Genomic DNA, 18738 nt, shown 5'->3' on the forward strand with positions numbered 1-18738 from the left:
CCCTAGAGGGGCCCGATTGCCGGCCCCCGATTGTGGTTTGCCGCCTGTCGCGCCCCGCTGCGCGGCGCGTTGCATCGCGCCGAACGGCAACGGCGCCGAATCGCGCCGATAATGGCCGCGCCTTTCGGAATGAGCAGAGGGAAACAGACATGCCGAACAAAGCCACAGTCAGGGGGGTCCTGATGGACGCCACACTCGCCCCGATTTCCGAGGGCAAGATCATCGCCACGCTCAGCGGCTCGGACGTATTCGAGGATGGCGTGCGCATCGTCACCCAGAAGGTCGAGGCCACGACCGATGCGACCGGCGCCTGGGCCATGGATCTTATCGTCAATGGCGAGGGCGATACCGCCGGCACCAGCTGGATGATCGAGGGCTATAACCAATATGTCGCCAAGGTCTTCGAGGTGAAATCGCTGTTCATTCCGGTGGCCCTGCCGACCACGCTGGGCGATCTGGAAAAGACCAGCGCCCAGAACCTCAAGGCGGCCAAGGATGGCAGCGTCGCCCGGCTGATCTTTGTGTCCGATTACGCCGAATATGCGGCCCTGCCCGAAGCGCAGCGCCGCGAAAGCGATCTCGTGCTGGTGAAGGGGGCCTGATATGGCGGTCTCGATTCAGAACGGTATCGCAAGCAATCTGTTCCGGGGGGTCGAGCGGGTCTATCTGGCCGGCCAGATGATCCCGCTTTTGAATGCCGAAGGGGGGACGCTGATCGAGGGGGCCGGCCCCGACATCGCCCCCTCGATCACCCGCGCGCCCAGCATCCTGCCGCTTGGGGCGGTGATCGGGGACAGTATCTCGCTGGATTTGGGGGCCGCCACGGGCGCGCCGCAGCCCGAGGCCAGCTGGGATATCACGCTGAACGGCGATTCGATCCGCAGCCAGCTGGATGCCGGGGTGCTGACCGTCGAGCTGTCGCGGCCCGGGCTTTACGAGCTGAGCGTCAGCTGGTCGAACAATGCCGGCATCGTCGATGCCGTCATCGCCTCGCTGACCGTCGAGCCCGCGCCGCAGGCGCCGCCGATCAATTATGGCCAGGCCATCGTCTATATCGACGCGGCCTCTGCCTTTCAGGGCAGCGCCACGAATGTCACCGCCATCACCACGACCGGGCGGCAGGGGCTGGTGCTGACGGCCACGGGGTCGGGCAATCCGGTCACGCATGGCCCGGCGGGCTTTACCTTTGCCAATGGCATTTACATGCAATCCGCCGTGCTTTCCGGCCAGCCGACCGGCGACGGGATGTTCGCGGTCGTGGATTTCACGTTGACCAGCTATGGCACGTCCAGCGGGCAGCTGTTGCAGGGCGCGGGCAGCCGGCTCAACCTGCTGGACATGAGCGGCGCGTTGCGGGTGCAGGGGGTCGAGGACACCACCATCACCATGAACGCGGGCACCACCCCCTATGGCAGGCGTTTCGTGATCGGCGGGCGTATCGACGATCTGACCGATATGCTGGGCATGTATGACCTTGCCGGCGCTTATTCCGAACAGCCCATCGGCAGCACCAATCCCGACCTGACGCGGGTCATCTCTGGCCGCTATCTGAACGGCACCCTGCACCGGCTGGCGGTGTTCGGCCGGCCCGAGGGCGGCGCATGGCCGGTCAGCTTCGAGGAGGTCTTTGCGGATTTTCGGGCGGGGGTGTGACGGCCCCTGCACCTACCGTCACCTCACTGGAAATCATGCCGGCTTATGGGCAAAGCGAAAACCGCCGCAAGGTCGATCCGGTTCTGGCCGACCTGATCCTGGCGGGGCAATCGGCACAGGCCTATGTTCTGGACGGCATGCGCACCGTGGCCGGCACCGCCATCGGCGTGAACGGCGCCGGCACGACCGCGATCGATCAGAACGTGCCGGCCACGGGGCTTGCCGGGTTTACCTCGCCGGATGTGGCGCCGTCCTTTACCGCGCTGATGGCGCGGGCCGCGCGCTGGCGCGATGCCGGGCAGGGGCAGCGCGGCGTCATCATCGGCGATAACGGTTTCGGCGGACAGCTGATCGACGCATGGGACATCAACAACCCCACCAATCCCGTCGGCCGCAATCAGCTTTACTGGATGCGCGAGGCAAAGCGTCTGGCCGACAGCATGCAGATCGGGCTGAGCTGTCCCTATGTCTGGCTGTTTCAGGGCACTTCGGCCAAGGACGATCCCGGTGCCGATTATCGCGCGAGGTTCGACACCGCGCATGGACAGACGCTTGCCCAGGCCGAAAGCCTGTTCGGCGCCAGGCCGCGGCTGATCGTGGTGGTCAATGGCGGTGACGTGAACACCATCGGCGATCTTTATGCCACGCCGGCGACGCAATACCGGATCGGGCTGGATTACGACGGCATCATCGCCACATGGCAGCGCGCCTATCCGATCGAGGATCGCAATATCCACATCAACGGTCAGGCCCAGCTCTTGATCGGCGAGACGGCGGAATGGGCCATGGCCGAAACCGAGGCCGGTCATGCGTGGAACATCACCTATCAGGTGATGAAATCGGGCGCACAGGTTGTCGTGGGCTTTGACCTGCGCCCGGGCGAGACGCTTTTGAACCGCGCCGGGCTTTATGACAGCTTTGGCGGCGCCGCGACCTGTCCGCATTACGGGTTCGAGGCGGATGGCGGCATCGTCGGCGTCCAGCCCGATCTGCAAGGCGACAGCGTGACCATCACCCTGGCCAATCCGGCCGCCGGCTGGCTGCGCTTTGCCCATCAGGTGCAGGATTGCGCGGCGATGGCCGATGCGGCCGGGATGACGATGTCGGCGCATCGGACCACGCTCTTTGGCAGTCACAGCCGGGCCAGCCGCTATCTGCCGGGGGAAACGCTGTGGCGGTCCTTGCCCGGTTTTCGCGGCACCTTTCAGGGCGATATCTTCCGGCCCGAGGATGGCACCTGACCGGCGCGGCGCCGGCGGTCCGGGGGTCTTTTGCGACATCATGCCCGGCCGGCGCATCGCCCGGCCGGGCATTGCCATATCCGCCACGCCTTGCCGGGGAAAAGCCCGCGGCGTTCCAAGTTTGGCGTGGACATGCCCGAAAACGTTGTGAAACTGTCGCCGATTCGCAGGGCGGAGGCAGGCATGAACATGACCATCGACGAGGCGCTGACCCAAGGCGGGGCCGGGCGCTTTCAGCGTCGCCTGCTGGGCATTTTCGGTCTGGTCTGGGCGGCGGATGCGATGCAGGTCATCGCCATCGGCTTTACCGCCGCCTCGATCGCGGCCAGTTTCGGGCTGAGCGTGGCGCAGGCGCTGCAAACCGGCACGTTGTTCTTTCTGGGCATGTTCGCGGGGGCGACGCTGTTCGGGCGCATCGCCGACCGGGTCGGGCGGCGCAAGGTGCTGCTTTTGACCGTGGCCTGCGACGCGGTTTTCGGGCTGGCCTCGGTCTTTGCGCCGGATTTTTGGACGCTGCTGATGCTGCGTTTTCTGACCGGGATGGCGGTGGGGGGCACCTTGCCGGTCGATTATGCGATGATGGCCGAATTCCTGCCGCCGCGCAATCGCGGCCGCTGGCTGGTCTGGCTCGAAGGGTTCTGGGCCGTCGGCACGCTGGTCATCGCGCTGACCGCATGGATTGCGCATCTGGCGGGCGCGGCCGAGCCTTGGCGCTGGATCTTTGCGGTGGCGGCCTTTCCGGCGCTGATCGGCATCTGGCTGCGGCTTTGGGTGCCGGAATCGCCCATGTATCTGTTGCGCAAGGGCGATGAGCCGGCGGCGCGTGCGGTGCTCAATAAGGTGCTGATGGCCAATGGTGGCCGGGCGCTGGCGGATGATGTGCGGCTGATCGCGCCCCCGGCCGAGGGGGCGGGGCAGGGGCTCTTTGGTCCCGAACTGCGCCGCCGCAGCATCGGCATCTTTGCGGCATGGTTTCTGGTGTCGCTGTCCTATTACGGGGTGTTCGTCTGGCTGCCGTCCGAGCTGGTCAAGGGCGGCTTCGGCTTTGTGCGCGGCTATGGCTTTCTGGTGCTGCTGGCGCTGGCACAGGTGCCGGGCTATGCGCTGGCTGCGCATGGGGTCGAAAGCTGGGGGCGCAAGCCGACCTTGCAGCTGTTTTTGTTGCTGAGTGCGGCGGGCTGTGTGCTGTTCACCATCGCCGCCAGCCCCTGGCTGGTCGCCGCCTCGCTTTTGCTGATGAGCTTTGCGCTTTTGGGCACTTGGGGCGCGCTTTATGCCTTTACGCCAGAGCTTTATCCGACCGGCCTGCGCGGCACCGGCATGGGGACGGCAAGCGCGGTGGCGCGGGTGGGCGGCTTGCTTGCGCCCTCGCTTCTGGGGCTGGTGGTGGCGCGGGGGTTCGGCCTTGCCATCGGGGTCTTCGCGGCGCTGCTGTTGCTGGCCGCCATTGCCACGCTCTTCATCCCGACCGAGACGCGAAACCGCTCGATCGCTTAGGATGTGAAAGCGTGGCGGGCCGGTGGGATGGGCATTGCCCGTGGCCCCGGCATGGGTATTCTGGCCCGCAGGCGACGGATTCCCCGTCGCCCACCGGCCAAGGCGCAAGCCATGCCTGATCGTCCTGCGCTTTTTTGTCATCTATTAAGATTGCTTTAACGAAATCATGGCAAGACGCGAGCGGCAATCCGGCAAAAGGGGGCATGCGGTACCTTGTCCGGGGATTGTCATGAGTGAGGATTTTCATGCTGAAACATACTCTTGTCGCATTGGCGATGGCGCTTGGGCTTGCAGGCTGCGCGACCTCGGAATGGGAAACCGCCTATACGCAGGTCGATCCGGCCCAGGCCGCCAGCTGGCGGCTGGCCATGGTCGATGTGGCGGCCCCCGAAACGCTGACCACCAGCGACACGGATGGCTATGTGCCGAACTTTGACATCGTCTGGCATGGCGAACCGGCCGGCGACCGCCGGGCACAGGCCGCCGCCATCGTCACCGAGGGGATCGAACGCGGTGCGCGCAGCGCCCTTCACGGCCGCAAATCGGTGCGCATTTCCGCCACCATCACGCAGTTTCATGCCATCACCCCGACCGTGCGCAAGATGGACGGCGTCGGCGTTCACAATATTCAGTACACGATTCAGGTGTTTGACGCCCATAGCGGCGCCGCGCTGACCGAGCCGCAGAATATCAAGGCGGAATTCCCCGCCCTGACCGGCAAGACCGGGGACGAGGCCGATGCCCGTGGCCTGACGCAGCGTGTCCAGATCGTGAACCATATCGCGGCGGTGACGCAGAACTGGCTGGGCAAGGGACCCGATCCGCGCACGCATTATTCCCGCATGGGACGCTGATCGCAGGGAAAATCCGGTTCCGGTCGAACCGGCTCTTGCGGGCCGGTTCGATCTTTGGCAGGTGCCAGTGATGGCAAGCGTGACCGAATTATACGATGCCCGGGTCGCCTCGGGGGAACTTGCGCCGGACGATGCGCAGCGCGGCGTTCTGCCGGCGCTGGATCGGGTCACGCGTGAGCTGGCGCAGGCGGTTCCGGCGACGGCGGCGCCGAAATCGCGCTGGTTTTCGCGGTTGATGGGCGGCGCCTCGGCCCCGGCACAGGCGGTCAAGGGGATTTATCTCTGGGGCGGTGTCGGGCGCGGCAAGTCCATGCTGATGGATCTGGTCATGGAGGCGGCGCCGATCCCGCAAAAGCGCCGCGTGCATTTCCACGAATTCATGCAGCATATCCAGGGTGCGCTGGAAGGTGTGCGCAAGACCGGTCAGGCAGATGCCGTCCGTCCCGTGGCCCTTGCCGTTGCGCAGCAGACCCGGCTGCTCTGTTTCGACGAGATGCAGATCACCGATATCGCCGATGCCATGATCGTGGGGCGGCTGTTTCAGGTTCTCTTCGAAGAGGGGGTGACCATCGTCACCACCTCGAACCGGGTGCCCGAGGATCTTTACAAGAACGGGCTGAACCGCCAGCTTTTCCTGCCCTTTATCGGGCTGATCCGCGACCGCATGCAGGTCGTCGAACTGGCCAGCGCCACCGATTACCGGCAGAACCGGGACGAGGGTGGGCAGGTCTGGTTCATTCCCGCCGATGCCGGTGCGCGGACACAGATGGATGCGCTCTGGGACCGGCTGACCAATTGCGAGATGGCAAGCCCGCTATTGCTTGAGGTCAAGGGGCGCAAGGTCGAACTGCCGCGCCATTGTGGCCGCGTGGCCCGTGCGAGCTTCTGGGATCTGTGCGCCAAACCTTTGGGGCCGGCCGATTATCTGGCCATTGCGGCGGCGGTCGATGTGCTGTTTCTGGATGGCATCCCGCGCCTGAGCATGTCGAATTATAACGAGGCCAAGCGTTTCGTGACCCTGATCGACGCGCTCTATGAGGCCCGGGTGCGGCTTGTCGCCAGCGCCGCGGATGAACCCGAACGGCTTTACGCCGAGGGCGAGGGGGCGTTCGAATTCGAACGCACCGCCAGCCGGCTGCGCGAAATGCGCGATGCCGACTGGGGCCGGCCGGCATCGGAAACGGCCGGCTAGATCGCCGGGTGGCCCCGCGCGCCTCTCGGGACGCGGGGTGCGGTTCTGTGGGGCCGGTCGGTTCAGGCCGCTGTGCCGGGGGTTAGCATCCGGGCATAGTCATGATGCTTGATAAAGGGGCGGGCCGGGGTCATCGGATTGCCGCCCATCGCAAGCTCGGGCAGCGCGATCATCAGGCTGAGCCGCTGGGGCAGGCCAAGTGCGCGCACCGCCATCACCCCGGTGAAAAAGGTCTCCATCGGCGCGCCTTCGGCCAGCACGATCTGGTGATCGGCGCAAGCGATATGGATCAGGGTGAATTCGTTGTCATCGCGCCGCGCGCTCACACCCGGCAGGCCGGCCATCATCAGATGCCGCGCCGAAATCAGATATTCGCGGCCATCATGGCAGACCATGACGCGATGCTGCGGCGATACCTCGACGGTTTTCCGTGGCAGGCCGTCCCCCAGCGCGCCGGCCGCGATCTGGATCGGGCGCTTGTTCGGGGCGCGGTCCAGATCCTCGCGGCTGACAAGGCTGGACGAGGTCCAGACCAGCGGTTGCGGGCCGTGATCGCGGGTCATCACCAGATCGCCGCCGCGCAGGGTCTCGACGGCGCGCGGGCCCTCGGGTGTGTCGATCATCGTGCCCGACAGGAAGCAGATTTCCAGATCGGCCAGACGGACGTCATATTTCGGGGCGTGAACGATCTGTCTGAGAATGTTCTGGACCTGGGTCGCATTCTCCGGCGCCGTGATCGGCAGCGGCTCGGCGGTATAGAGAAAGCCGCTGGATTTCGTGCTCAGCGTGCCATCGGTGCCGTCCCAAAGGGCGGGCACGCCGCCGACTGAGCCACCGATATGGCCGGCGCTGTCGCCGGTATATCTGACCCATTCGTCGCGCGTGATCGAGCCGCTGTTATCGGCGTCGTTCACTTGCAGGGCAAAGGGTTGGGATGCGGTCGCAACGCCGTTCACCACGGTGGTGCGATAGACCTGAATGGTCACGATGGGCACGATGGTCTCCTTGGCTACCGATCGGAATCGCTATTCGAGGGCGGAAAAACCGCCCATGCAGGCAAGATGTGCATGCGCCGGGAAAGGCGCAAATGAAATTTTTAGACAAATGCCCCGCAGCGGCAAAACCTGACGAAAGGGCCAGATTTCGCGCGGGTTTTCAGCTAGCCGTTCTGGCGCAGGATGTGCCCGGCCAGATAAAGCGAGCCACAGATCAGCACCCGCGCCGAGGCTGATTCGGCCACGATGCGGCGCAGCGCCGTTTCCGCGTCGGGCGCGGTCGTGGCCTGGATGCCGGTTTCGGCGGCGATGCGGGCGGTTTCCCCGGCCGGCAGGGTGTTCGGCTCGCCCGGGATGTCGATGGCGGTCAGGCTTTGGACCTGCGCCGCAAGCGGACGCATATAACCCGCGACATCCTTGGTGTTCAGCATGCCACAGATCAGGTGCGTGGGCTTTTTCGCCATGCCGGCCAGTGTCGCGGCCAGCGCCTCGCCGCCGGCCGGGTTGTGGCCGCCATCCAGCCAAAGCTCGGCCTGACCCGCCGCCTCGACCAGCGGGCCGTGGCTCAGCCGCTGCATGCGGGCGGGCCATTCGGCCTCGATGACGGCGGCGCGGGCCTCGATGCGGCCAAAGCCCAGCTCGCGTAGCGCGGCGATGGCGGTGCCGGCGTTGACGATCTGATGCGGGCCGGGCAGGACGGGCAAAGGCAGGTCCATCAGCCCGTGATCGTCCTGATAGATCAGGCTCATGCCTTCGCGCCGGCTGTCCCAGTCCTGGCGACCGATGCGCAGGGGGGCGAAAAGCCGCTCGGCCTTTTCTTCGATCACCGCGCGGGCGACCGGGTCCTGGGGGGCGACGATGCAGGGGGTGCGGCGTTTCAGGATGCCGGCCTTTTCGCCGGCGATCTCGGCCAGGGTTTCGCCCAGATACTGGGTGTGGTCGATGCTGACCGGGGTGATGACGGTCAGGCGCGGCGTGTCGATGACGTTCGTCGCGTCCAGCCGCCCGCCAAGCCCCACCTCAAGCAGGGTGAAATCCGCCGGCACGCGGGAAAACGCCAGAAAGGCGGCGGCCGTGGTGATCTCGAAAAAGGTGATCGGCTGGCCGGCATTCGCGGCCTCGCATTCGGCAAGGATCGCGGCCAGATCGGTTTCCGTGATCAGCTCGCCCGCAAGCCGGATGCGTTCGTGAAACTGTGCCAGATGCGGCGAGGTATAGGCATGGACCCGCAGCCCGGCCGATTCCAGCCCGGCGCGGATCATCGCCTGGGTCGAACCCTTGCCATTGGTGCCGGCGATATGGATCACCGGCGGGATCCGGTCCTGGGGGTTGCCCAATGCCGCAAGGATGCGCTGCATCCGGTCCAGCGACAGGTCGATGATCTTGGGATGCAGCGCCATGAGCCGCGCGAGAATGGCGTCGGATGTGATGGTCACGATATCAGCGTTCCTGTGGCGCGGTTCCTCTGGGACGAGGATCAGGCGCCGACCTTGGCGGGGGCCGGCTCTGGCTTGTCGGCGGCGTCGGGTTTGCCGGCCGGGATATTGCCCGGCGCCGGCAGATCGCCCGCGACCGGGGCGGGCAGGCCGCCGACCATGCGCAGGATCGAGATCAGCTCATCGCGCAGCTGCTTGCGATGCGTCACCCGGTCCAGCATGCCGTGATCGCGCAGATATTCGGCGCGCTGGAACCCTTCGGGCAGCTTTTCGCGGATGGTCTGTTCGATGACGCGCGGGCCCGCGAAACAGATCAGCGCGTTCGGCTCGGCGATCTGGATATCGCCCAGCATCGCATAGCTTGCGGTGACGCCGCCGGTCGTCGGATGGGTCAGCACCACGATATAGGGCAGGCCCGCCTCTTTCAGCATCTCGACCGCGACGGTGGTGCGCGGCATCTGCATCAGGGACAGGATCCCCTCTTGCATGCGCGCGCCGCCGGCGGCCGAAAACAGCACCAGGGGCCGTTTCAGTTTCACCGCGCGTTCGGCGGCGGCGATGATGGCATTGCCGACATACATCCCCATGGACCCGCCCATGAAGGAAAAATCCTGCGCGGCCATGACCACGGGGGTGCGGCCCATCTCGCCCTCGGCGACCAGCATGGCCTCTTTTTCGCCGGTGGATTTCTGCGCCGCCTTCATCCGTTCGGGATATTTCTTCTGATCGCGGAATTGCAGCGGGTCGGCGACCGGCTCGGGGACCTTGACCTCGTTGAAGACGCCGCCATCGAAAAGCGCCGCGAAACGGGCGCGCGGCGTGATCGCCAGGTGGTGGTCGCAATTGTTGCAAACGTTCAGATTGTCCGCCAATTCGCGGTGGAACAGCATGGTTCCGCATTCCGGGCACTTGGTCCACAGGTTTTCGGGCACCTCGCGGCGCGAAAACAGTGAATTGATGCGCGGACGGACATAGTTGGTGATCCAGTTCATCGGTGGGTCCTCACGCTGCGTTCAGGGGGTCAGATAGGCAAAACCGCGCGGAATTGCAATTCCGCGCAGGCCGGGCTTTGATGCCGGGATGTGGACCGAAATTATCGCTTATGCCCATTTCCTTTTGGCGCTTGTCGTCGTCGTCCGGGTGCTGCTGCGCCCGGGGCTGGAACCGACGGTGCGCCTGTCCTGGATCCTGGTGATCGAACTGGTGCCGCTGGTCGGTGTCGTCGCCTATATCCTGTTTGGCGAGGTGCGCATGCGCAGCGCCGAAAAATCGACCATGGCCCGGGTCCGGCAGCATCTGTCGGGCCTGTGGCAACCCAGCCCCGAGGTGGTGCGCAAGCCGCCCGCGCTGGCCGCGCCGGTGGTGGCGGCGAATCAGGCCATCGGCGGCTTTTATGCGGTCGCCGGAAACCACGCCACCCTGCTGGCCGAGGATGACAGCGCCATCGCCGATCTGGTCGCGGCCATCGATGACGCCCAGGTGCATGTGCATATGCTGTTCTATATCTGGCTGGACGATGCATCGGGCCGGTCGGTCGCCGAGGCGGCGATCCGCGCCGCCGGGCGCGGGGTCAAGGTGCGCGCGGTGATCGACGCCTTTGGTTCGCGCGCCTTTGGGCGGTCGGATGTCTGGGCGCGGATGCGTGCGGCGGGCTGCGAATGCGTCGAGGCCCTGCCCTTGGGCATGCCGGTGATCGGGCTCTTGTTTCAGCGCATGGACCTGCGCAACCACCGCAAGATCGTGATCATCGACAACGATCTGGGCTTTACCGGCAGCCGCAACTGTTCGGACCGCGCCTTTGCGGTCAAGCCGCGTTTCGCGCCCTGGGTCGATATCTTTCTGCGCATTCAGGGGCCGGTCGTGCGCCAGATGCAGGCGATCTTTTTGCAGGACTGGATGAGCTATACCGGCGAGGATCTGGGCGACATGCTGTGCATGGTGCCCCCGGTCGCGGCGCCCGGCGAAATCGCGCAGGTCGTGGCCACCGGACCCGACAGCCGCAACGGATCGCTTTCGGACAGCATGACGACGATGATCTATGCCGCGCGGCGCAAGCTGACCATCACCACGCCCTATTATGTGCCGGGCAGCGATCTGGATTCCGCCATCCGCACCGCAGCGCGCAGCGGCATCGACGTGACCATGATCCTGCCGGCGCGCAACGATTCGCTGATCGTGCAGGCGACCTCCGAGGGATTCTATTACGGTCTGGTCAAGGCGGGGGTGAAGCTGATGCTGTTCGAAGGCGGCCTGCTTCATGCCAAGATCATCAGCGTCGACGACGAAATGGTCATGCTGGGCAGCGCCAATATGGACCGCCGCAGCTTTGAGTTGAATTACGAAATGAACATGCTCTTCGTGGGCGGCGACCTGACCGAGCTCTTGGAACAGCGCCAGCAGACCTATATCGAACGCGCCCGGCCGATTGACCTGAGCGATATCCGCGGCTGGTCGGTCTGGCGGCGGTTGCGCAACAATCTGCTGGCGCTGGCCGCGCCGATCCTGTGACGGGCGGTTCTGAAAGGGGGGATGCCATGACCGGACTGGCCGGGGAAACCATCACCGACGGGGCGCCCGCGCTGGACATGGCGCGGGCCGAGACGCTTTTGGCCGGGCTGCCGGGATGGGCGCTGACGGCGGATGGGCGCGGGATCAGCCGCGAATGGCGCTTCAAATCCTTTCGGGGCGCGGCCGCGCTGGCCAACCTTGCCGCATGGCAGGCCGAGGCGGCCAATCACCACCCCGATATCGCCTTTGGCTGGGGCTTTGCCCGGGTCACCTTTACCACCCATTCGGCGGGCGGGGTGACGATGAATGACCTGATCATGGCGGCGCGGCTGAACCAGGCGACCGATTAAGGGCAGGCTTGCTGCCATATTGGGGCGGCGCTTTCGCCCCTGGACCCCTTGCCCCTTGGGCGGGCTGGGCCTATCCAAGTCCGCAGCCAGAGGAACATGCCATGAAAAACTCACGTTTCAACAAGTCGCAACTTCCCAGCCGCCATGTGACCGAGGGTCCGGCGCGCGCGCCCCATCGCAGCTATTTCTATGCCATGGGCATTACCGAGGAAGAGATCCATTCCCCATGGGTGGGGGTGGCGACCTGCTGGAACGAGGCGGCGCCCTGCAACATCGCGCTGGCCCGTCAGGCGCAATCGGTGAAACAGGGCGTGAAAAAGGGCGGCGGATGTCCGCGCGAATTCACCACCATCACCGTCACCGACGGCATCGCCATGGGGCATGAGGGCATGCGGTCCAGCCTCGCGTCGCGGGACTGGATCGCGGATACGGTCGAATTGACCATGCGCGGGCATTGCTATGACGCGCTGGTGGGGCTTGCGGGCTGCGACAAATCGCTGCCGGGGATGATGATGGCCATGGTGCGGCTGAACGTGCCCAGCGTGTTCATCTATGGCGGCTCGATCCTGCCGGGCAAGCTGAACGGCAAGGATGTGGTCGTCCAAGACGTGTTCGAGGCCGTGGGCCAGCATGCCGCCGGCAATATGTCGGATGCGGAACTGGAAATCCTGGAACGCGTGGCCTGCCCGTCGGCCGGGGCCTGTGGCGGGCAATATACCGCCAATACCATGGCCTGCGTCAGCGAGGCGATCGGGCTTGCGCTGATGAACAGCTCGGGCGCGCCGGCGCCTTACGAATCCCGCGACCAGTACGGCCTTGCCTCGGGCGAGGCGGTGATGAACCTGATCGAAAAGAACATCCGCGCCCGCGACGTGGTGACGCGCAAGGCCCTGGAAAATGCCGCCCGCGTGGTGGCCTGCACCGGCGGTTCGACCAATGCCGGGCTGCACCTGCCCGCCATCGCGCATGAGGCGGGGATCGATTTCGATCTCTTCGATGTCACGGATATTTTCCGCGACACCCCCTATTTCGTGAACCTGCGGCCGGGCGGCGATTACGTCGCCAAGGATCTTTACGAGGCGGGCGGCGTGCCGGTCGTCATGCGCGAGCTGCGCCGCGCCGGTCTGATCCACGAGGATTGCATGACCGCATCGGGCAAGACCATCGGCGAAGAGCTGGACCTTGTGGATCGCGAGATCGACGGCAAGGTCATCCACCCGGTCGCGACGCCTTTGTCGAAAACCGGCGGCGTGGTCGGCCTCAAGGGCAACCTTGCCCCCGATGGCGCCATCGTCAAGGTCGCCGGCATGACCGCCGAGCAGCAGGTCTTTACCGGCCCGGCCCGCGTTTTCGAATGCGAAGAGGACGCCTTTGAGGCGGTGACCAAGCGCGAGTACAAGGAAGGCGAGGTTATCGTCATCCGTAACGAAGGCCCGGCCGGCGGCCCCGGCATGCGCGAAATGCTGGCCACCACGGCGGCGCTTTCGGGGCAAGGCATGGGCAAGAAGGTGGCGCTGATCACCGATGGTCGTTTCTCGGGCGCGACGCGCGGCTTCTGCGTCGGCCATGTCGGGCCGGAATCCGCGCATGGCGGCCCCATCGCGTTGCTGAAAGATGGTGACATGATCACCATCGACGCGGTGAAAGGCGAGATTTCGGTGGCGCTGTCGGATGACGAACTGACCCAGCGCCGCAGCGAATGGAAGGGCGCGCGGGCGACCGATTACGCCTCGGGGGCGCTCTGGAAATATTCCCGGCTGGTCGGCAAGGCGCGGTTCGGCGCCGTAACCCATCCCGGCGCGGCCGAGGAAACCCACGTGTATATGGATCAGTAAAGGTGGTTTCATGGCGGTGCGTCCACGCAGATGGCTAGAACGAAGGACCCGCGAGCGTGCGCTGGGTCAGTGGACGCGACTGTCTGAAAACGTCGAAACGCTTGGCCCGGCGCGGCTGCGCAATCTGCGCGAAGAGGCGCTGGGCCTGCGGGCCAGTCTTGACCGTTTTCTGATCCGTGCCGATCGGCGCGCGGCGCTGTCGCAGGCGGCGCTGGATGCGCTGCATCTGCCGGGTGGCACCGATTGGCGCTGGCGGCCGGGCTTCATGGCGGCCAAGATTTCCCCGCGCGGTGTGGCGCGGCCGGAAACCGGCACGCGGCTGGGCGACGGCGCGGCGGTCTGGCACGATTGCGCCGAACGCGCGCTGATCCTGGAACAGGTCAGCAATCCGGGCGCGACGGATCTGTCGCCCTTTGGCTTGCGGCTTGAGGTGTTCGGCTTTTCCGGCAGCTTCCTGTCCATCGCCATCGACCTTCCTGCCGAGGCGCTGGCCGGGCTGACGCGCAGCCATGTCCTGCGGCTTGAGGCGGGGATCGTGGCCGAACGCCCGATCAACGTCTATGCGCGTCTCAATATCGGTCACGGTCCGAATACGGACGAGCTGATCCAACAGTTTCACAGCTTTGAGCCGGGCCTGCGCAGCCAGCAGGTGATCGAATTCGATCTGGCCTATACACAGATGAATGAGCGGCGTCTTGAAAAGATCTGGCTCGACCTGATCTTTGAATCGCCCCGTATGAGCGCGGTCGAGCTGCGCGAATTGTTCCTGTCGCGCCATTTGCGGGCAGAGTATTAAATCAGGGTTGCGGGTATGAGCGATTTCGAATCCATGGGCCTCAAGGGCGGCATCTGGCAGGCCATGCTGGTTCGCGGCCATGAGCCGGCGCGGCTGTCGCTGGTGCATCTGGGCGAACGCATCGCCGAGGCGCGCGCCACCGCCGAGGGGGCGGGGCAATGGCGCATCGCCGCCGCCATCCCGGCCGAGCATCTGTCGGACGGGGTGCAGACCTTTCTTCTGGTCGAGGATGCCGGCGAGGGGGTGGCGCCGCTGGAACCCGGGGCGCGACAGCTGGGCAAGCTGACCGTCATCGCCGGCGCCTTGCTCGACGACGACATCCGCGTCGAATTCGAGCTGATGCGCAATGAGCTTGAGCTGCTGAAAAAGGAACTGCGCCGGCTGGCGGCGGGTTAGGCGCGGTCCCGCAGCCCATCGCATTGCCGGTGTCCGACCGGCCTAGTCCCGGACCCAATAGCGATAGCCGCCGGCCTCTTTGAGCCCCATCCGGTCATAAAGCGCCCGCGCATCGCGATTGGCGCGGCTGACGGCCAGCCCCAGACGCGAGGCGCCGTTCTGTTGCCCCCATACCGCCGCCCTGCGCAGCAACCAGCTGGCCAGCCCGCGACGGCGGAACGCGGGCAGCACCTCGATGGCATGGATCATGGCAACGGACCCGTCGGCGGCGACAAAGGCCGCCCCGGCGGCGCGGTCCTCGATGCGCGCCAAAAGCGCGGCGCGCGGCAGATCGCCCCGCATCATCACCGCCTGCCGGGCGGGATTGATATTCCCCGCCGCCCAGATGTCGCCCTGAATCGCCAAGGGCGGCCAGAGCGCGAAGACAGTCATCCCCGGCACCGCGCGATCGGCCAGCCGGTCGCAATCCGCCACCATGACGGCGGTCGGATTTTCGGCCCGATAGCCGCGTTGCGTCAACGCATCGGCCAGCCGCTGATCGCCATCGGGCAGGCGAAATACCGCCGGCTGGTGCCATTCCCGATGCACGGCCTCGGCGGCGGTGATGTCGGCCCCGGTCCAGTCCGGCCGCATCGCGCGGGCGGAACTGACCCGACCGCCGGCACCCAGCCCGCGCCCGACGCGAAAGCCGCCCGCATCGGCGAATTCCGCCGCCGGCCATGTCGTCTCGAACGCCCGGGCCAGCGCGCGGTCGTCCGGTGTCACAGCGCCAGCCTTGCGCGCAGCGCGGTCATCGCATCGCTGACCCGCTGGCCGTCCAACCCGCGGATGACAAGGTTCGTCCCGTAACGCTGTCCGGCCTGAAACGGATATGAGCCCATCGACAGGTCGGGATAGGCCTCGGCCACCTCGCGCAGCCCGTCGGCCACATCGGATTCGGGGCGCATCACCTCAAGCGCCTCGCTGACCGAGGGGCGGCCGGTCGGCAGGCCGGGAATGACCGCCTCGACCATGACGCGGAACACTTCGGGGACGCCGGCCATGACATAGGTGTTGCCGATATGGAAACCCGGCGCGGCCGAATGCGCGTTCGGGATCAGCGTCGCCCCAAGAGGGATGCGGGCCATGCGCAGGCGGTTGCCGGTGATCTCGACGCCCCGCGCCTGCCAGCGCGCGGTCATGACGGCGCGGGCCTCTTCGTTGATCTCGATCCCGGTGTTGAACGCCTCGGCCACGGCATCGGCGGTGATGTCGTCATGCGTCGGGCCGATCCCGCCCGAGGTGAACAGCATGTCCCAGCGCCCGCCCAGCGACTTGTCCAGCGCCCGGATCGACTTGACGATCTGGTCCTGATCGTCGGCGACGATGCGCACCTCGCGCAGGTCGATGCCGATGCTGTTGAGAACCTGGGACAGGTGATGAGCATTGCCTTCGCGTGTGCGGCCCGAAAGGATTTCGTCGCCGATGACGAGAATGGCGGCGGTGGGATTGTCCGATTGCATCTGTCACTCCTGTCGCGTCTGGTGGTTGCGGCATGTATAGGTCCGCCCGCGGGGCTGGAACAAGTGGCGGCTTCGGACTATCTCTGTGGCAAGCCAAACGAGGACGCCATGAACGAGACACGCCAGACCCGCGAGGGTATCCGCATTCACGAGCCGCAGGATTTCCATGGCATGCACGCGGCCGGGCGGATCGCAGCGCAGATCCTCGATGAGGTCGGGCCGCTGGTCGTGCCCGGCACGGCGACCGGCGCCATCGACGATTACATCCGCAACCGGGTGACGGAACTGGGCACGGTCAGCGCCACCATCGGTTATCGCGGCTATCAGCATGCCAGCTGTATCAGCGTCAATCACGTCGTCTGTCACGGTATCCCGGGCGACAAGATCCTGTCGGATGGCGATATCCTGAACATCGACGTGACCGTCATCGCCGATGGCTGGTATGGCGACAGCTCGCGCATGTATGTGGCCGGCAAAGCCAGCGTCAAGGCGCGGCGCCTGATCCAGGTCACCCATGACAGCCTGATGAAGGGGATCGAGGCCGTCCGCCCCGGCGCCACCTTCGGCGATATCGGCCACGCCATCCAATCCTATGTCGAGGATCAGCGCATGTCGGTGGTGCGCGATTTCTGCGGCCACGGGCTGGGCCGCACCTTCCACGCGCCGCCGAACGTGCTGCATTTCGGCCGCCCCGGCAAAGGTGCGGTGCTGGAAGAGGGGATGTTCTTCACCATCGAACCCATGGTCAATCTGGGCCGCCCCGAAACCAAGGTGCTGGCCGATGACTGGACGGCCGTCACCCGCGACAAGTCGCTTTCGGCACAGTTCGAGCATTCGATTGGTGTCACCGCCGATGGCTGCGAAATCTTCACCCTCTCGCCCGAAGGCAAGTTCTTCCCCGATCTGGCCTGATGCCGGACCGGGGCACGGGTTTCTTCTTCACTTAAATATCCATGCGGCCGCGCCCCCGGGCGCCGCCGTCGCGGGTTTCAGCGATGGCGGATCGTATCCCCCGACAGGAAGGTGGGCGCCAGCGCGATCACCCCATCCTCGGGCGGCGGCTCCTTGCCGGCGACGATGCGCGCCGCACGCCGGCCGATATCGATGCGCCGCGCATCCGTGGTGGTCAACCGCATCGGCAGCCCGTCCAGCAATTCGACACCGTTGAACCCCGCCAGCCCCAGCTTGCCGGGAATGTCATAGCCCTGTTCCATGCACCAAAGCAGGCCACCCGATCCGATCATGTCGTTCGAATAATACAGAAAATCCAGATCCGGCTCGCGCGTCAGAATGCGCTCGGTGAGCTCGCGCCCCTTCAAAAGCGACGAATTGCCCTGATAATATTCGCGCGCGGCCAGGGTGATGCCGGCCTCGGCCAGCCGCTCCTCGAAACCCGCCAGCCGCTTGCGGGCGCGGTGATCTTCGGGCATGTGGGTGCCGATGAAACCGATGCGGCGATAGCCGGCATTCAGGATCTCTTCTGCCATTTCGGCCCCCGCCCGGCGGTGCGAAATCCCGACCGCGCAATCTATCGGCTCACCGTCGATATCCATGATCTCGACCACCGGCAGGCCGGCATGATCCAGCATCGCGCGGGCCGCCTTGCTGTGCTCCAGCCCGGCCAGAATGACCCCCGAGGGGCGCCAGGACAGCATGTCGTAAAGTACCGTATCCTCGCGCGGCGGCGAATAATTCGTCACCCCGACAACCGGTTGCAGCCCGGTATCGTCCAGCTCGGCCGAGATGCCGCCCAGCACGTCGGGAAAGACCATGTTCGACAGCGACGGGATCACCACCGCGACCAGGTTGACCCGCTGGCTGGCCAGCCCGCCGGCGATCTTGTTGGGCACATAGCCCAGCGTACGCGCCGCCGTCAGCACCTTTTCCCGCGTCGCCGCCGACACATCGCCCCGATTGCGCAGGACGCGGCTGACGGTCATCTCGGACACACCCGAGGCCTCCGAGACGTCGCGCAAGGTCAAAGGGCGATGAGGTCGTTTCGTATTCATCGTAAATACCGCTGGGAACTCATGTTACCGTTATCGCGTCCGTCGCCGCGCGGCAAGCTTGCCATTTTGCCGGCAAGCGGGCAAAAGCATCTGCGGCGGCCCCGTGGCTCAACTGGATAGAGCAGCCCCCTCCTAAGGGGCAGGTTACAGGTTCAAGTCCTGTCGGGGTCACCAGAAAACCCAGTAAATGCTGCGATTTCTGGCGTTCCCCCGCCGCTGATCAAGCGAACCTGCAGATTCATCAAGCGTTTCCCGCGAACGCATCGAGAACGCCCGTACAAATCCCGTAAAAGGCAATCCCGGATGTTCCGTTGATGTTCGGCAAAACGAAAATCTCGGTGCGCTGGCGGGCGCGACCGAGGCCGAAATCGAAAGCTTCGTAAGCGTCCGGCCTGACCGCCCTGCCGCGTGGTGAGAGGGGCGGATAGTGTCCACCATCGATAGTGGACACTATGGTGATGGCGTGGCGCGTCA

At 65.5% G+C, this 18738-nt stretch carries 19 protein-coding genes and 1 tRNA gene; 13 read left to right on the forward strand and 7 right to left on the reverse strand.

What is annotated here, in order from left to right; all coding sequences use genetic code 11:
• Positions 1 to 182 precede the first annotated feature (182 nt).
• The 6 genes from ACFOMH_RS04505 to zapE all read left to right on the forward strand — a co-directional run bounded on the left by ACFOMH_RS04505 (position 183) and on the right by zapE (position 6437).
• Positions 183 to 602, forward strand: coding sequence for a hypothetical protein (locus ACFOMH_RS04505; RefSeq protein ID WP_374425509.1), 420 nt, complete (start codon positions 183 to 185; stop codon positions 600 to 602).
• Between the two features lies 1 nt (position 603).
• Complete coding sequence (locus ACFOMH_RS04510; protein ID WP_377742894.1) at positions 604 to 1653, forward strand: hypothetical protein; 1050 nt, start codon at positions 604 to 606, stop codon at positions 1651 to 1653.
• Positions 1650 to 2894, forward strand: coding sequence for a hypothetical protein (locus ACFOMH_RS04515; protein WP_377742896.1), 1245 nt, complete (start codon positions 1650 to 1652; stop codon positions 2892 to 2894). The genes ACFOMH_RS04510 and ACFOMH_RS04515 overlap by 4 nt, the downstream gene beginning before the upstream one ends.
• 183 nt (positions 2895 to 3077) lie before the next feature.
• The gene (locus tag ACFOMH_RS04520) at positions 3078 to 4391 is read left to right on the forward strand and encodes an MFS transporter (protein WP_377742897.1); all 1314 of its coding nucleotides are present in this window, start codon (positions 3078 to 3080) and stop codon (positions 4389 to 4391) included.
• Positions 4392 to 4636: 245 nt separating this feature from the next.
• The gene (locus ACFOMH_RS04525) at positions 4637 to 5245 is read left to right on the forward strand and encodes a DUF6778 family protein (protein WP_374425513.1); all 609 of its coding nucleotides are present in this window, start codon (positions 4637 to 4639) and stop codon (positions 5243 to 5245) included.
• Positions 5246 to 5315: 70 nt separating this feature from the next.
• Positions 5316 to 6437, forward strand: a complete 1122-nt coding sequence (gene zapE / locus ACFOMH_RS04530) for a cell division protein ZapE (protein WP_377742899.1) — start codon at positions 5316 to 5318, stop codon at positions 6435 to 6437.
• A 62-nt stretch (positions 6438 to 6499) separates the two neighbouring features.
• Here the strand turns inward: zapE and ACFOMH_RS04535 are convergent, their stop codons facing one another.
• From ACFOMH_RS04535 to accD, 3 genes are all read right to left on the reverse strand, one after another.
• Complete coding sequence (locus ACFOMH_RS04535) at positions 6500 to 7432, reverse strand: Hint domain-containing protein (protein WP_377742901.1); 933 nt, start codon at positions 7430 to 7432, stop codon at positions 6500 to 6502.
• A gap of 164 nt (positions 7433 to 7596) precedes the next feature.
• On the reverse strand, positions 7597 to 8832 hold the full coding sequence (locus ACFOMH_RS04540) for a bifunctional folylpolyglutamate synthase/dihydrofolate synthase (RefSeq protein ID WP_377742927.1): 1236 nt from the start codon (positions 8830 to 8832) through the stop codon (positions 7597 to 7599).
• 77 nt (positions 8833 to 8909) lie between these two features.
• On the reverse strand, positions 8910 to 9860 hold the full coding sequence (accD, locus tag ACFOMH_RS04545) for an acetyl-CoA carboxylase, carboxyltransferase subunit beta (RefSeq protein ID WP_377742902.1): 951 nt from the start codon (positions 9858 to 9860) through the stop codon (positions 8910 to 8912).
• Positions 9861 to 9948: 88 nt separating this feature from the next.
• On the opposite strand from accD, the gene cls reads away from it, so the two are divergent.
• From cls to ACFOMH_RS04570, 5 genes are all read left to right on the forward strand, one after another.
• A complete protein-coding gene (gene cls, locus ACFOMH_RS04550; RefSeq protein WP_377742903.1) occupies positions 9949 to 11376 on the forward strand; it encodes a cardiolipin synthase in 1428 nt (475 codons plus the stop codon).
• Positions 11377 to 11402: 26 nt separating this feature from the next.
• The gene (locus tag ACFOMH_RS04555) at positions 11403 to 11726 is read left to right on the forward strand and encodes a 4a-hydroxytetrahydrobiopterin dehydratase (RefSeq protein ID WP_377742905.1); all 324 of its coding nucleotides are present in this window, start codon (positions 11403 to 11405) and stop codon (positions 11724 to 11726) included.
• A 101-nt stretch (positions 11727 to 11827) separates the two neighbouring features.
• On the forward strand, positions 11828 to 13561 hold the full coding sequence (gene ilvD / locus ACFOMH_RS04560; protein WP_377742907.1) for a dihydroxy-acid dehydratase: 1734 nt from the start codon (positions 11828 to 11830) through the stop codon (positions 13559 to 13561).
• A 10-nt stretch (positions 13562 to 13571) separates the two neighbouring features.
• On the forward strand, positions 13572 to 14357 hold the full coding sequence (locus tag ACFOMH_RS04565) for a DUF6478 family protein (RefSeq protein ID WP_374425520.1): 786 nt from the start codon (positions 13572 to 13574) through the stop codon (positions 14355 to 14357).
• Positions 14358 to 14372: 15 nt separating this feature from the next.
• The gene (locus ACFOMH_RS04570; protein ID WP_374425521.1) at positions 14373 to 14753 is read left to right on the forward strand and encodes a hypothetical protein; all 381 of its coding nucleotides are present in this window, start codon (positions 14373 to 14375) and stop codon (positions 14751 to 14753) included.
• A gap of 42 nt (positions 14754 to 14795) precedes the next feature.
• On the opposite strand, the gene ACFOMH_RS04575 is transcribed toward ACFOMH_RS04570, so the two are convergent.
• Positions 14796 to 15518, reverse strand: a complete 723-nt coding sequence (locus ACFOMH_RS04575; protein ID WP_377742909.1) for a GNAT family N-acetyltransferase — start codon at positions 15516 to 15518, stop codon at positions 14796 to 14798.
• Entirely contained in the window at positions 15515 to 16255 is a 741-nt protein-coding gene (locus ACFOMH_RS04580; protein WP_374425523.1) for a competence/damage-inducible protein A, read from the reverse strand. The genes ACFOMH_RS04575 and ACFOMH_RS04580 overlap by 4 nt, the downstream gene beginning before the upstream one ends.
• Before the next feature lie 108 nt (positions 16256 to 16363).
• Between ACFOMH_RS04580 and map the strand changes: the two genes are divergently transcribed.
• Entirely contained in the window at positions 16364 to 17167 is an 804-nt protein-coding gene (map, locus tag ACFOMH_RS04585) for a type I methionyl aminopeptidase (protein WP_374425524.1), read from the forward strand.
• 77 nt (positions 17168 to 17244) lie between these two features.
• On the opposite strand, the gene ACFOMH_RS04590 is transcribed toward map, so the two are convergent.
• Positions 17245 to 18264 carry a LacI family DNA-binding transcriptional regulator gene (locus tag ACFOMH_RS04590; RefSeq protein ID WP_374425525.1) on the reverse strand — a complete coding sequence of 340 codons (1020 nt, stop codon included), beginning with the start codon at positions 18262 to 18264 and terminating at the stop codon, positions 17245 to 17247.
• A 97-nt stretch (positions 18265 to 18361) separates the two neighbouring features.
• On the opposite strand from ACFOMH_RS04590, the gene ACFOMH_RS04595 reads away from it, so the two are divergent.
• Positions 18362 to 18438, forward strand: a tRNA-Arg gene (locus tag ACFOMH_RS04595).
• A gap of 67 nt (positions 18439 to 18505) precedes the next feature.
• On the opposite strand, the gene ACFOMH_RS04600 is transcribed toward ACFOMH_RS04595, so the two are convergent.
• Positions 18506 to 18738, reverse strand: a 233-nt coding sequence (locus ACFOMH_RS04600; RefSeq protein WP_377742911.1) for a hypothetical protein, incomplete at its 5' end; no start/stop codon positions are given.

The organism is Paracoccus mangrovi (assembly GCF_042648425.1).
GTDB lineage: Bacteria > Pseudomonadota > Alphaproteobacteria > Rhodobacterales > Rhodobacteraceae > Paracoccus > Paracoccus mangrovi.